The following is a 13,159-nucleotide window of genomic DNA, read 5'->3' as shown; positions in this document are numbered from 1 at the left end:
CAATATACATCAAACATTTCAAAATAACTACTTGGCTTAACGCAGTCATTGCACTGATTTTATACTTTCTTAACTTTGAACAAAAGCGCAAGCGCCCGAATAAAAACGTAGCTACAGGAACGAGTCACCGGAAATAAAGGAATCACGATGAGCTTGTGAGCTGATAATGACTTAGGTTAGGGCAATTCGTGAAGTCGCCTCGTTTCTGGGCACTGGAGCTGGATGCTTCTCAACGCGCCTATATTTATATACAGGCTCAAATTTTATAATTTCCTAGACTATAACTATAACAAAACTGCTACTAAAATTTTTTTAGTAACAGCTTTCTTCTTTCTCATTTCCATTCTGCTTCTACGCTACCCGATTTATTTCTTTTTTCATGTGCTCGTCGGCATATCCTTTACCATATTTGGCCATGGAGTAGTTATAAAGTATAATGCCCAATAATATCCATATCCCTACAATGATCCATTCATATGGCCAAATTAAAGCAGATGGCATACCTGGCAAATAAAGGGTCATAACTCCTCCGGACATTAATACAGCTATCCACCCTATTGTAGTCCCTCCAGGAAGTTTAAAAGGACGTTTCATATTAGGAGCTGTTCTGCGCAAAATAATAAAAGATACTGCTACCATTAACCACGCTACTACAAGTCCTAAGCCACCAGCATCAACTAGCCATACTAAAGCAGGCCGACCAAGTAAAGGAGCTGCTGTAGATAATACAGCAATTAATAGAATAGCTTTATGGGGCGTTTTATATTTAGGATGTAACTCTCCAAGTGACTTTGGTAACATACCTGCATTTGCTAAAGCGAAAATAGCGCGACTACCACCTACATAAAACCCAATCCAGCTTGTTAAAATCCCACCAATCCCTCCAAGCACAAGAAAATTCCCCATTAATTTACTATTGCCAAATGCTTTTGCCATTGCATCAGCGGTAACTAAGTTGGACGCCATAAGCTCAGAAGCATCTAAAATTCGTGATACCCCAAAAATAATGGCAATATACCAAATAACAGCGAGTACTACTGACACAATTAATAACTGACCAATCTTCTTTTGTGGTAAATTAATCTCTTCCGCCGCTTGCGGAATGACATCAAATCCAACAAACATAAATGGTGTCATAATGATAACTGTTAATAAACCTGCTACACCAGTTTCAACTAACGGCTTCATATTTGCTATATTCCCGCCAAATGTGCTACCTGTTATTAACATAAGACCTGCTATTAAAATTACTAATGTTAATATAAAGGAAATAACTGTTGTTAGCTTAATACCTCGATAATTAATCCAAGCAATCAATAACGAACCAAGAATTCCTATACCTGCCCAGGTTACTGTTACATCCCAGCCAGCTATCGTATATAAGTACCCCTGGCTGTAACCAGGTATGACATACTCGAAAACTGTAGGAAATGCAACAGCTTCAAATGCGACAACAGACACATAACCAAGAATAATGGCCCATGTAGCAATAAACGATGCTACTCTGCCCATTGCCTTATACGTATATACATGCTCTCCTCCAACCAATGGCAGCGCTGAGGACAATTCGGCATAAGTTAATCCAACTAAGACAACAAGTAGCCCTCCAATAGCAAAGGCTAGCATCGCTCCCATGGAGCCAGCTTCTGTAATCCATAATCCAGACGTAACGACCCATCCCCAGCCAATCATTGCTCCAAAAGCAAGTGCAAGCACATCTTTATTACCAAGAATCTTTAATAGCTTATCCGATTCATCCATCCATTTCCCCTCCTCAATTTGTAATTACATCACCATTATATTAACTAATTATTCAGAATTATTACCTTATACGAATCTCTTTTTTATAAAGTTGCCTACTTAATGATGCATACGCAACCCTTCCTTTCATATATTCATGAAAATTAAAAACCGGCCATAAAGATAGGAACCTGAAGTAGGAGATCCTATCAATATAACTGGTTTTAATCTAATGTTTTGCTTTCATTCTTCAGCAAAGTCAATGGAATTGGCAGTTTATAAATCTTTGATTATCTTTACAATAAATAAAATCCTATAAACAATTAAAAGTTACTTTATTATTTTGCCTCAAGCTTCCTCGCCCATTTAACCAACAAATAAGCAAACGGCGTATCTATTATTGCAATGATTAGTTTAAATATATATTGGGTGACTATCATACCTAATAGAACTCGTAGCGGCACGATTCCCCAGAATGCGATGGTTATAAACAGACTTGTGTCAATAAGTTGACTTGTCATCGTTGAGACATTATTTCGTATCCATAGCTTCTTCTCACCATGGCTTGCACGAAGACGATGAAAAATACTTACATCAAGGTGTTGACTTGCTATATAAGAGAGCAAGCTAGCTGCAATAACACGAAAGCTACCACCTAGTATTTGTTCGAATTCTGATTGTAGACCAAATGCTGGTGCAGCAGGTAAATGAACAACAATAAATATGAAAAACACCGCAAGCAACTGGGTTATAAATCCTGCCTGAACCGTTTTTCTAGCTGTATTCTTTCCATATACTTCTCCAATCACATCTGTAAGCAAATAGGTCACGACATATACAATCGCAGCCCCAGGCAAAATAAATTCTCCTATTTGAAACAGTTTAACAGCTAATATATTTGATAGTAATAAAAGCCCAACAAATAACGCATTAAGATAGATAAACATAAAACTCCTCTTCCTTGTCCATTAATATGCCAGCACGTCCTAATCTTCACTACGTTGTAAATCTGTAGTCTGTGCTGCAAACGAGATTATAAAGGAAGAGACCTAAACCTAACCCTCTACTTTTTAACGATTATCTATATTTTCTGGGTATAGATCATGATTCATTAGTCTTTGATCTGCCATCTTCTCAAATTTAGTACCCGCTTTACCATAATTACAGTAGGGATCTATGGAGATCCCTCCACGCGGTGTAAACTTTCCCCAGACCTCAATATAACGGGGTGCCATTAAATCAATCAAGTCATTCATAATAATATTTATACTATCTTCATGGAAGTCACCATGATTACGAAAACTGAACAAATAAAGCTTTAGTGACTTACTCTCAACCATTTTTTTATCTGGTATATAGCTAATATACACCGTCCCAAAGTCAGGCTGATTTGTTTTAGGACAAAGCGTGGTAAACTCAGGGCAATTAAATTTAACAAAATAATCACGACCCGGGTGCTTGTTATCAAAAACCTCCAGTACGTCCGGTGTGTAGTCAAAAGCATACATCGTTCCTTGACTTCCTAGCTGTGTTACACCAGTTAACTCATCATTACTTCTACTAGCCATCGCGAAGCCTCCTTTTAAATATTCTTTCGCTAAAACAAGTGCGTACCTACTTAATACTCCATTTAGAAACAAAGCATTTAATATAATTCACCAAAACGAACAAGTGCAAGCGCCGATTTGAAACCTAGCGACCGGAGCGAGTCAACGGATATAAAGGAATCACGGTGTGCTTTGCGAGCCGATGGTGACTTGTCGTAGGGCAATTCGTGAAGTAGCCTCGTTTCTGGGTGCTGGAGCTCAACACGCCCATATTTATCCACATCGGCTAATTTTGTAATTCTCTAGACAAACAAAAAGCCATGGCCTAAGGCACATGACTTTTTATTACATCATTTGTCCTTAGTTTTTTATAGAGGGTTAAAGCTAAGAACCTCTCCCGCACGGAATGTTTTCTACTATCCATTCCACTCGAGTAATTATAAATAGGATACATTCGGATGTCAACGCTATTTAATGTTGGATTTTCGGATAGTACAATCTTTTTGCTAACAATGTTTGAAGAACTAAAAACAGTCCACTAACCGTCCAATATAATGGTAATGCAGCAGGTGCATTAAAGGAAATAAACCCTATCATAACAGGCGATAAGAGCGACATAACCGCCATCTGCTTCCTCTGTTTTTCGTCCATCCCTGTTAACGATACTCTCGATTGAATAAAGTAAATAGCCGCTGCGACAAATGGTAGAATCAAATCAACCTGTCCTAAATCGAACCAGAGAAATGAATGTGCGGCAATTTCTGGCGAATTCCTAATCGCATAGTAAACCGCTATGATAATCGGAAATTGAATAAGCATCGGCAAACACCCCAATGAGCTTAAAGGGTTAAATTGATGCTTCTGGTAGAGTTGCATCATTTCCTTTTGCATCTCTGCTTTCGACTCTGCATCTTTTTTGTCCTTATACTTATCCGTAATAGCATCCATGTCAGGCTTCATTTCGCTCATCTTTTCTTTCGTCTTTGCAGCACTTTTCGTTTGTTTTAAAGATAATGGCATTAAAAGCAAACGAATAAGCAACGTTAGAACGATGATTGATAATCCATAGTCGCCACCAAACAGTATGGCAATATATTTGATAAGCTGCGAAAAGGGATTTTCAAAACTAAAAAAACCTGCAGCGCTAGTATCACCTTGGCAACCCGTTAAAAAGATTACAAGAATAATACTAATTACACTATATTTCTTAAGGAATGTGAATATAAATTGACGATCCATTGTTGTCCTCCTCGTTTTGATAATTCATTTGCTTGGAACGAGAAGGATTCGTTGTCTGTATCATCATCAGGCGATGCTATTCGATTTGTCTTTTTAATTAACCATTCAATAACCTCTCTACATTCGCCAAATAATTCTTGCATTGGCAATAACCGTACACGTAGATTATGATATTCCCTTGTCAAAATATTATTATTTTCTATAATATTTCGCGCATCTATTGTTAAGAATTGATAGGTAGATACAATCGTAAGTAATATACTAATATATAGATAGAATGGCGACACATCATTAACTACTTCATTTAATAATTCTATCATCACTTATATTCACCTCCTTTATCAGTCTAATATCTATTATATCATAGGATTACAAAAGCTTAAATGAAGCTTACCGAAATGGTGAGCATGAGTAAATATAAAATGAAACTTCAATAAGTGGTGGTATTACTGCCAGTTGTTTGTGGGATAACAAAAGCATAAGCACCCGACTAGATACGTAGCGACTGGAGCGAGTCAACTAAGATAAAGAAATTACGATGTGCCGATGATGACTTATCGTAATACGATTCGTGAGTCGCCTCGTTTCTGGATGCTGGAGCTGGACGCGTCTCAACACACCCCTATTTATCCACGGCTAATTTTATAATTTCCTAGACTATTAAAAAAGATGTTGATATCGATGCTTTTGCATGGATAATTAACATCTTTTTTATCATTTATTTTTATTAACCGACCTGATTTTCTCTCTCTCTTTCTATTATTTTTCGCCAGTTGGAGGATAGAACTAAAATAAGAGCTAATATGCCTGCCATATCTGTCCAAATACCAGGATAGATGAGCAGCAATGCTCCTAAGGTTGCCATCACTCGGATATACCAGGGAAGTGCATCCTTCAAAAAGCCTTCAGCTGCTACGGATAAAAGAAAAACCCCTGTTAGTGAAGTCACCGTAATAAGTAGTAGATTCCCAATCGTAGCATCGATCATCAACATTTCACGAGAAAAGACGAACATAAATGGTACAATAAATCCAGCAATTGCTAGTTTCATTGCTTGCATGCCTGTACGCATCGGATCACCACCGCTAATACCTGAACTTGCAAAGGCAGCTAACGCAACTGGCGGAGTGATATTAGCAAAAATTCCAAAATAAAACACAAACATATGTGCAACAAAAATAGCTGTTTCATCTGTTCCAGCTAATTCTCTAAAATATGGTAATTGTAGTAATATTGGGGCTGCCATTGTACTTGTAATAATATAGGTTGGAATGCTTGGTAATCCCATCCCTAAAATAATCGACGCGACCATCGTTAACGCTATTGTGATTAAAAGCTGAACAAGGGGACTCTGAATCATTTCACCGACACTTACGATGGAGCTTGCAATCTCAAGCGCTACACCGGTTAAAGAAGCTATACCTACAATAATGCCAACCGCACCACAAGCAACTGCCACAGGAATGGTTGTACGAACACCTTTTTCCAATGCCCCAAAAAAATCCCGAACATCTATTTCCTCTGCTTTCACCTTTGCCTTTTTACGTATAAGATTAATGACTAAAGGTATCAGGACAATTAGCCCAAGCTCTAACCAGTTATCACGTAACATCGGCATACTTATCCCTGATAGGAGTGCTCTTATCTGAGATTCAAATATAAGAAATAAAGAAACTGCCATTCCGATAAGTAACATTCTTCCAGTACCTGTAATAATAATCGTTGATACAATCGACCAAAACGCTGCGTAGAATGGCGTCTTCCCTGTAAATAGCAAATACAATAGGATAGCCATTGGAATCAGGAGATGACCACGTTGGATTAATACCTCCTTCACAGTTGGCAACTCATTCTTATTTAATCCACGTAAACCAAGCTTAGAAGCCCTAATATGGACCTGGAGTAAAATACCAATATAAAATAATAATGCAGGAATAATTCCAGCTAAGATCACTGTTGTATATGGTATACCTAGATTCTCAGCCATGATAAAGGCTGCTGCTCCCATTATTGGAGGTAATATTTGCCCACCAACACTAGCAGAAGACTCGACAGCCCCTGCAAAATTCTTCTGATATCCTACTTTTTTCATTAACGGAATCGTAAAAGCACCCGTTGTCACTACATTTGCGATAGCGGAACCATTAATTGAACCTAAAAAGCCGCTTGCCAGAACAGCCACCTTAGCTGGTCCACCCTTCGTATGACCAGCTACCGCCATTGCCAGATCATTAAACATCTGCCCCATTCCCGATTTACTTAAAAATGCACCAAACATAATAAATAATATAATATAACTAGCAGATACTCCGATTGCTGTCCCTAGGATTCCCTCTGTGATGTAGATTAAATGAGATAGAATTCCTTTCGAAACACTTAATATAATGGGACCTGTTAGCTCAGGATATATGGATAACTTTACGTAAAACCCATAAGCAAGAAATCCAAATGCGAGTAACGTTAGTCCCCACCCCGTCACCCTTCTTGTAATCTCAAATAATATAATAAGGACAGCAATACCGACATAAACATCTATATCGTTAATTTGACCACCAGATTCAATAATTCGGTTAGCAGATGCAAGCATATAAATACCAAGTAGGAGGGATATCCCCGCAAACAGATAATCATAGACGGGGATACCGTTGTGCTTTCTTTTTTTCATTATAGGATATAATAAAAAACCTAACACCATTAATGTGTATAAATGAAGACTACGTTGTTTGATATCTACAAGTGAACCAGCATATGACGTATAAAGATGAAACAAACCTAATCCAGCTGCTAACACGGTAATTAGGATGCCTATAACTAATGGGTATTGTGTACGTACATTGCTTTCCCGTTCAAACCCCTCCAAATTTGCTTTTTCATTCATATATCATCCCACCATTTCTTTTACTGTTGTCCATAGAATGAAGAAGAGAGGCGCTTGTTTAGCCTCTATTATATAAGCCATATTACTTGCTTCCAAAGGGTATCTTTTCTTTTGATAGATCAACTGGTAATCATTCATTAGCGAAGACCTTAGCACTAGCTCGGCACCAATCACTCTATCTATCTGCATATATACCCAACCATCTTGAACTTCGGTTGAATGCTCTGACCATGTAGGAACTCCAGCACCAAATGTTTTAAATTTGGTGGAATCTAATGAAATAATTTGATCATCAACTATGAAGTTTTCCACCCAGGCTTCCTTTTCAACAGAATGAATCCACTGTAAAGAAAAAACATCATCATTTTGAAGAAAAGCATAGGTGATGGTTGTTCCTTGTGATACAAGTATTGCATTTACTGGTACGAGCAACACACCTAGCCCAACCATTATAATCGTTATCACTATCCATTTAAGTCGCGACATCCTTTTATTGAAGCATCTTATTTTAAAATCCCCTGTTCTTCATAAAACTTTTTAGCACCTGAATGGATTGGGACTACCAAACCTTCGGCCAAGTCATCCCGATCGAGTTGTTTTAATGCACTTATAGATACCTCTTCGCTTCCTAAATAATCGTAATATCGTTTCGTCAAATCATATACGAGATCTTCGCTAAGCTCTGGAGAAACAGTAATTATGTTTTGAATACCAACCGTATTTACCTTTCGATCTAGGTTATACATCGCCTCATCTCTAGCTGGAATCGTAAATTCTTTATAGAATGGATACGCCTCCATTAGTTTTTTTGCAATTTCACCGTTAATTTCTACAAATACTACTTCGTTTTGCTGCATTAAATCAGTTATATTACTATTCGGTACTCCAGAGGTGAAGAATGCTGCATCTAAATTTCCGTTTTTCATTTCCTGTACACTATCCGCATAACCAGTATGCGTTACTTTGGAAAGATCATCGTATGATAATCCAAGTACCTCTAATACCTTTTTAGCGCTTTGCTCGACTCCTGAACCAACTTTACCAACACCAACACGTTTTCCTTCCAAATCTTCGATTGCTTCGATTCCACTGTCCGCTGTTGCGACAACTTGAACAACATTTTGATACATACCAGCCATTGCTTGCACATCCACTTGATTACCTTCAAACTGTCCCTTTCCTTGAAGCGCATCGTAACCTACATCACTCATAATAATACTCATCTGATTTAACCCATCCTGCATATTCTGAATATTCGCTACGGAAGCACCAGTAGACTCGACAGTGACATTATTAATATAATCACTTTCTTCAAAAATAGGCTTTAATGCTCCGCCAATGGGGTAGTACGTTCCCGAAGTACCGCCAGTCCCAAAAACAATTGGTTGACCATCACCACTAACTTCCTCCGAATGTTCGGCTGCTTCTTCCTCTCCACAAGCTGATAAAGCGATAATAATTGAAAACATACATATCAACACAAGGTATTTTTTCAAAACAAGTACCCTCCTTTAAAATCCTTTTCTATATGATAACGCTTTCATTTTATTTTAAGAATAATATGAACATATTGTACATTTTGTTCATATTGGTCTTTTAGATAGCCATTAAATAAGCTTGTATCGATTAACTGGTCTACCAACCACACCATACTGGAGGATAATCTCTACGCGATCCATCTTCTCTAAGTAATCCAAATATCTCCTTGCGGTAACCCGTGCAATACCTATACTTTCAGCTGCTTTATCTGCTGAAGCAGGCTCATTCTGGGAGCCTAAAAATTCAATTACTTGATTCAATGTTTGTTTATTTAAGCCTTTAGGCAGCAAATGTCCTTGTCTACTATTCTGTTCATTCTGCATCATTAAGACATCAATCGTTTGCTGATCTACCTTTTCACTTGCATTAAATTGGCGACGATAACGATTATACTTAGTCAGTGCCAGAACAAGACGATCAAATTTGAATGGTTTAATAATATAATCGAGAGCTCCGTGATGTAGCATATTACGAACCATATTCATTTCATTAGCTGCGGAAATGATAATCACCTCCAAATCCAACTCTAACTCCCTTAACGCTTTAAGTGCTGCGATACCATCTTGTTCAGGCATATAGATATCCAGCAGAACGAGATCGGGATTGTTGTATTGACATAATTCCAAGCCTTGCTTCCCGTTTTCGGCTATTGCAATAACGTGAAAGCCCTCTACCCTTTCTACCATTCTTTTATTGACTTCTTGTACCATAGGGTCGTCCTCAATCAGCAATACTTTCACTTCTGAATCTCTTATCACGGAACCCTTCCTTTCTCAACATCATTGGAATCGTTATAATAATTTGTGTCCCCTGATGTAATACTGAATCAACTGATATAGTCCCTTCTGCCTTGGATATCATTTGCTGTATTAAATATAGGCCAATTCCTGATCCGGATTTCCCTTTGGTCGTATAGCCCTTTTCAAAAATTCGATCCGTATCAACGATACCAATTCCATTATCAATGATTTTTATCATACAATCCGTTTCATTTTGATAAATTGTGATATTAATCCTTTTTTGCTTTATCTCTGATATAGCACATGCGTCAATTGCGTTTTCAATTAAATTCCCTAGTATGAGCACCATATCATGATTGTTAAACACAGTTGGAAATGCTTTTATTGACGTTTGACCATCCACTCTAACATCAATTCCTAGCTCTTCACCTCTACGTATCTTGCTAATAAGCAAACCTGCAATACTATAACTTTTAATTCGTTGCATCATGAACCTTGTTAAGGACGCCTGCTTCTGTGTCGTTTGGAAAACATATTCCAACGCTCGCTCATTTTCTTCTAACTGAATTAATCCTGCAATTGTATGAAGCTTATTCATATGTTCATGATTTTGAACACGTAATGCATCGACAAAAGCTTTTACACCTGTTAACTCCTCTGCCATCTTTGTAACTTCTGTCCGATCTTGAAAAACCACCACACAGCCTATCCGTTCGTTTTCTATTTCTATTGGAATCCGATTTAACATAATTAGCTTCTCATGAACTCTCAATGTTTCATTATAAGCTGCCGTCTGCCCTCTTAATTGCTGTACCATTACTTTGTCTTTCAAGACCGTACTCATGAGAGCATCATTAACATCCATTTCAATATGTAAAATCTCTTTTGCCTTTTCATTAAAAACAACTAACCGCTCATCACGATCTACAGCAATAACGCCTTCATGCATTGCTTGAAAAACTGTTGTTCTCTCTTTTAGCACCCTCGCTATCTCATATGGCTCCATCCAAAACGTCTGTTCTTTAACATGTCTTGCCAATAAATAAGAACCAATGATTCCAAAGGCTATTGTCAGTAAAGCAATGATCATTATTTCTACTCGTATAGATAAAAGTATGTTCCAAAATGATGGGAGCATATTTCCGACAAGCACTACTCCTATTTGTTCAAAACTATCATTAACAATTGGAACAAAAGAACGGATAGCAGTTCCTTGTTCCCCCTTCGCTTTTGAAACATAACTATGCTCAGCAAAAGCAGCCCCTTCATCCTTCCCTGACGATACCGTTCCGAGCTGTTTTTCGATTGGATGGGAGAATCTGATACGGTTCATATTTAAAACAACAATGTAATCAACTTGATTAATCGTACGTATTCGCTCAACAATTGGATTGATTGTTTTCCAGCCTCGTGCTTTTACAATTGAATCCTTTATTTCTGGTAAGTTCGCCACGATCCTCCCTGTCATAAGTCCACGCTCACCAAGCCCTTCTTCTTTTCCTTGAAAAAGATTGCCGATAAGCATAATGCCACCAATTAAGAGCGTAAATAGAACAATCCCAAAAGATAGAATCATAATCTTTAGTCTAATTGGCATTTTACGAAGACTTACCATTCCCCACTTCTCCTTAAGTTTAATGATTGATAGAATATTATGATAAAATAAAGTGAAACTTCCATCCGTGGGGGGGTTTTGTTTATCCCCACGGATGGTTAGGTGAACCAATCGGACATTTACTGGCAGTTGTTCCACACTTCCCATTTTGGTTTCTCTTTATTGCTTGAAGTGGGTATCTTACTGCCAGTTATATGCGGGATAAAGTAAAACTTCCGTCCGTTTTTACTAAAACAAATACGTACAAAGGCTTCATTCGCCACTTCCTGTGGCAACGCCTTTGTGACCTACTTCCATGGAGGCCCGAACCAATCGGACATTTACCGGCAGTCGATCCATCGCCCATATTGGTTTCTCTTTATTACTTGAAGCGGGAGCTTACTGCGGTTATATGCGGGATGAATGACCACACACTGAACTTTCTCTATTTAGTTCATGGAGGTAATTATTTGCGAAACTTTTTTATAATTCTAACATTTATTATAACAGGACTTGTTTCCGCTGTCGTAATTGGAATTGACTTCGAGACAATTCGTGGAACAGATGATTATGATGATGAACAAGAGGGATTACGTGAACAAATCATCATTCGGTTTAGTCATGTTGTTGCGACTGACACACCAAAGGGACAAACAGCCCGGAAGTTTGCTCAACTTGTAGAAGCAAAAACAAATGGAAGAATCAAAGTCCACATTTATGCAAATGGGTCTCTATATAATGACACCAATGAGTGGGAAGCCATCCAAAATGGGAATGTTGAAATGATTGCCCCGGCAACAGCTAAGGTAAGTGAGCTATTTCCCAAATGGGGTATCCTTGATCTCCCCTATGCATTCCCTACACACGAGGCAGTAACGGAAGCATATGAGGGTAAAATAGGGAAAACATTGCTTGCAAACCTTCATAATACAAACGTGAAGGGCTTGACTTTTTGGTATAACGGTTATAAACAGCTTACGAATCAAGTACACGTTATCAAACTACCAGATGATGTAAACCGACTCCATTTCCGTATTATGCCTAGTCCTGTTATTAAGGAACAATTTAATCAAGTACATGCTAGCACAAGTAGCTTACCATTTAATAAAACTTATCAAAACTTGGAAGTACATTTTATTGATGGACAGGAAAATACGATTTCTAATATTTACTCTAAAAAATTCTATGAGCATCAACCGTTTGTAACTATGAGCAATCACGGTTATCTCGGATACGGTGTTTTTATTAATAAGCCTTTTTGGGAATCATTATCTGAATATAATCAATCAGCCATTCAAGCTGCCTTAAGTGAAGCAACGGATTGGGGGAAACGTCACGCGATTGAGATGAATGATCATTATACACGTGAATTAAGAAAAAAAGATGTTGTTACTATTCACTTTCTTACAACAAGAGAAAGAGAGCAATGGAAGAATGCATGGAAAGCTGTATACGATCAGATGACTACGATTATTGGCAACGAGTTAATGGACGAGGTACATCGGATACAGAATAAGTATAATTCTAGAGAATGATAACTGCTCACTATTCTCTTATACACCCAACATTTTAGCTTATTACTCTTTTGATTACATTGTTCATGTACTTCATTGCAATGTGAGGTATCAAGTCAAAAAGTCTAGCAGTTCTATAAGTTGCTTTATTTCACAGTATATCACTTATCGTATTTACAAAAAGCACTAATTGAACTATTCTATTAGTAGAATATATAAATACATAAAAACTGCATATCTATTTTAAATTGCACTAGGGGAGCTATGTACATGGCTGAGAAGAGACTACTCTGACCCTTATAACCCGATCTAGATAATACTAGCGTGGGGAAGTGCAGTCGTTCATATATCGTTTTATAGGCATAGCC

The 13,159-nt window shown here is 37.7% G+C and carries 11 protein-coding genes and 2 riboswitches; of the genes, 1 reads left to right on the top strand and 10 read right to left on the bottom strand.

Annotated elements, in window-relative coordinates; genetic code table 11:
- Positions 1 to 351: 351 nt before the first annotated feature.
- The 10 genes from Q1A47_RS03820 to Q1A47_RS03775 all read right to left on the bottom strand — a co-directional run bounded on the left by Q1A47_RS03820 (position 352) and on the right by Q1A47_RS03775 (position 11,445).
- Positions 352 to 1,761, bottom strand: a complete 1,410-nt coding sequence (locus Q1A47_RS03820; RefSeq protein WP_166529847.1) for an APC family permease — start codon at positions 1,759 to 1,761, stop codon at positions 352 to 354.
- A 317-nt stretch (positions 1,762 to 2,078) separates the two neighbouring features.
- On the bottom strand, positions 2,079 to 2,687 hold the full coding sequence (locus tag Q1A47_RS03815) for a queuosine precursor transporter (RefSeq protein ID WP_026682148.1): 609 nt from the start codon (positions 2,685 to 2,687) through the stop codon (positions 2,079 to 2,081).
- A 123-nt stretch (positions 2,688 to 2,810) separates the two neighbouring features.
- Positions 2,811 to 3,308 (bottom strand): preQ(1) synthase, encoded by a 498-nt coding sequence (gene queF / locus Q1A47_RS03810; protein WP_026682147.1) that lies wholly within the window; start codon positions 3,306 to 3,308, stop codon positions 2,811 to 2,813.
- 333 nt (positions 3,309 to 3,641) lie between these two features.
- A riboswitch (PreQ1 riboswitch) is annotated at positions 3,642 to 3,688 on the bottom strand.
- 70 nt (positions 3,689 to 3,758) lie between these two features.
- Positions 3,759 to 4,526 carry a membrane protein insertase YidC gene (yidC, locus tag Q1A47_RS03805; RefSeq protein WP_026682146.1) on the bottom strand — a complete coding sequence of 256 codons (768 nt, stop codon included), beginning with the start codon at positions 4,524 to 4,526 and terminating at the stop codon, positions 3,759 to 3,761.
- Positions 4,481 to 4,846: a hypothetical protein gene (locus Q1A47_RS03800; protein WP_162986343.1), complete on the bottom strand. Its 366-nt coding sequence runs from the start codon at positions 4,844 to 4,846 to the stop codon at positions 4,481 to 4,483. Before Q1A47_RS03800 ends, yidC begins: the two co-directional genes overlap by 46 nt.
- A 407-nt stretch (positions 4,847 to 5,253) precedes the next feature.
- The gene (locus Q1A47_RS03795) at positions 5,254 to 7,404 is read right to left on the bottom strand and encodes a TRAP transporter permease (RefSeq protein WP_166529848.1); all 2,151 of its coding nucleotides are present in this window, start codon (positions 7,402 to 7,404) and stop codon (positions 5,254 to 5,256) included.
- Positions 7,405 to 7,407: 3 nt separating this feature from the next.
- Complete coding sequence (locus Q1A47_RS03790) at positions 7,408 to 7,890, bottom strand: DUF1850 domain-containing protein (protein WP_080668723.1); 483 nt, start codon at positions 7,888 to 7,890, stop codon at positions 7,408 to 7,410.
- Between the two features lie 17 nt (positions 7,891 to 7,907).
- Positions 7,908 to 8,900: a TAXI family TRAP transporter solute-binding subunit gene (locus Q1A47_RS03785; RefSeq protein WP_026682144.1), complete on the bottom strand. Its 993-nt coding sequence runs from the start codon at positions 8,898 to 8,900 to the stop codon at positions 7,908 to 7,910.
- A 111-nt stretch (positions 8,901 to 9,011) separates the two neighbouring features.
- The gene (locus Q1A47_RS03780; RefSeq protein WP_051388377.1) at positions 9,012 to 9,653 is read right to left on the bottom strand and encodes a response regulator; all 642 of its coding nucleotides are present in this window, start codon (positions 9,651 to 9,653) and stop codon (positions 9,012 to 9,014) included.
- 10 nt (positions 9,654 to 9,663) lie between these two features.
- Positions 9,664 to 11,445 (bottom strand): sensor histidine kinase, encoded by a 1,782-nt coding sequence (locus Q1A47_RS03775; RefSeq protein ID WP_308036015.1) that lies wholly within the window; start codon positions 11,443 to 11,445, stop codon positions 9,664 to 9,666.
- A 302-nt stretch (positions 11,446 to 11,747) separates the two neighbouring features.
- On the opposite strand from Q1A47_RS03775, the gene Q1A47_RS03770 reads away from it, so the two are divergent.
- Complete coding sequence (locus Q1A47_RS03770) at positions 11,748 to 12,812, top strand: DctP family TRAP transporter solute-binding subunit (protein WP_026682142.1); 1,065 nt, start codon at positions 11,748 to 11,750, stop codon at positions 12,810 to 12,812.
- Between the two features lie 224 nt (positions 12,813 to 13,036).
- Positions 13,037 to 13,139: riboswitch (TPP riboswitch) on the top strand.
- Positions 13,140 to 13,159: the final 20 nt, after the last annotated feature.

Origin of the sequence: uncultured Virgibacillus sp., assembly GCF_947495635.1 — a bacterium.
Lineage (GTDB): Bacteria > Bacillota > Bacilli > Bacillales > Amphibacillaceae > Virgibacillus > Virgibacillus salarius.
Note: the sequence above shows the minus strand (reverse complement) of the source record. Positions and strands in the feature narration are given on the sequence as shown.

Bases quoted from the DNA above. Each gene is read 5' to 3' on its own strand.
- Q1A47_RS03820 (WP_166529847.1), bottom strand. From the start codon at position 1,761: ATGGATGAATCGGATAAGCTATTAAAGATTCTTGGTAATAAAGATGTG.
- Q1A47_RS03815 (WP_026682148.1), bottom strand. From the start codon at position 2,687: ATGTTTATCTATCTTAATGCGTTATTTGTTGGGCTTTTATTACTATCA.
- queF (WP_026682147.1), bottom strand. From the start codon at position 3,308: ATGGCTAGTAGAAGTAATGATGAGTTAACTGGTGTAACACAGCTAGGA.
- yidC (WP_026682146.1), bottom strand. From the start codon at position 4,526: ATGGATCGTCAATTTATATTCACATTCCTTAAGAAATATAGTGTAATT.
- Q1A47_RS03800 (WP_162986343.1), bottom strand. From the start codon at position 4,846: ATGATAGAATTATTAAATGAAGTAGTTAATGATGTGTCGCCATTCTAT.
- Q1A47_RS03795 (WP_166529848.1), bottom strand. From the start codon at position 7,404: ATGAATGAAAAAGCAAATTTGGAGGGGTTTGAACGGGAAAGCAATGTA.
- Q1A47_RS03790 (WP_080668723.1), bottom strand. From the start codon at position 7,890: ATGTCGCGACTTAAATGGATAGTGATAACGATTATAATGGTTGGGCTA.
- Q1A47_RS03780 (WP_051388377.1), bottom strand. From the start codon at position 9,653: ATGGTACAAGAAGTCAATAAAAGAATGGTAGAAAGGGTAGAGGGCTTT.
- Q1A47_RS03775 (WP_308036015.1), bottom strand. From the start codon at position 11,445: ATGGGAAGTGTGGAACAACTGCCAGTAAATGTCCGATTGGTTCACCTA.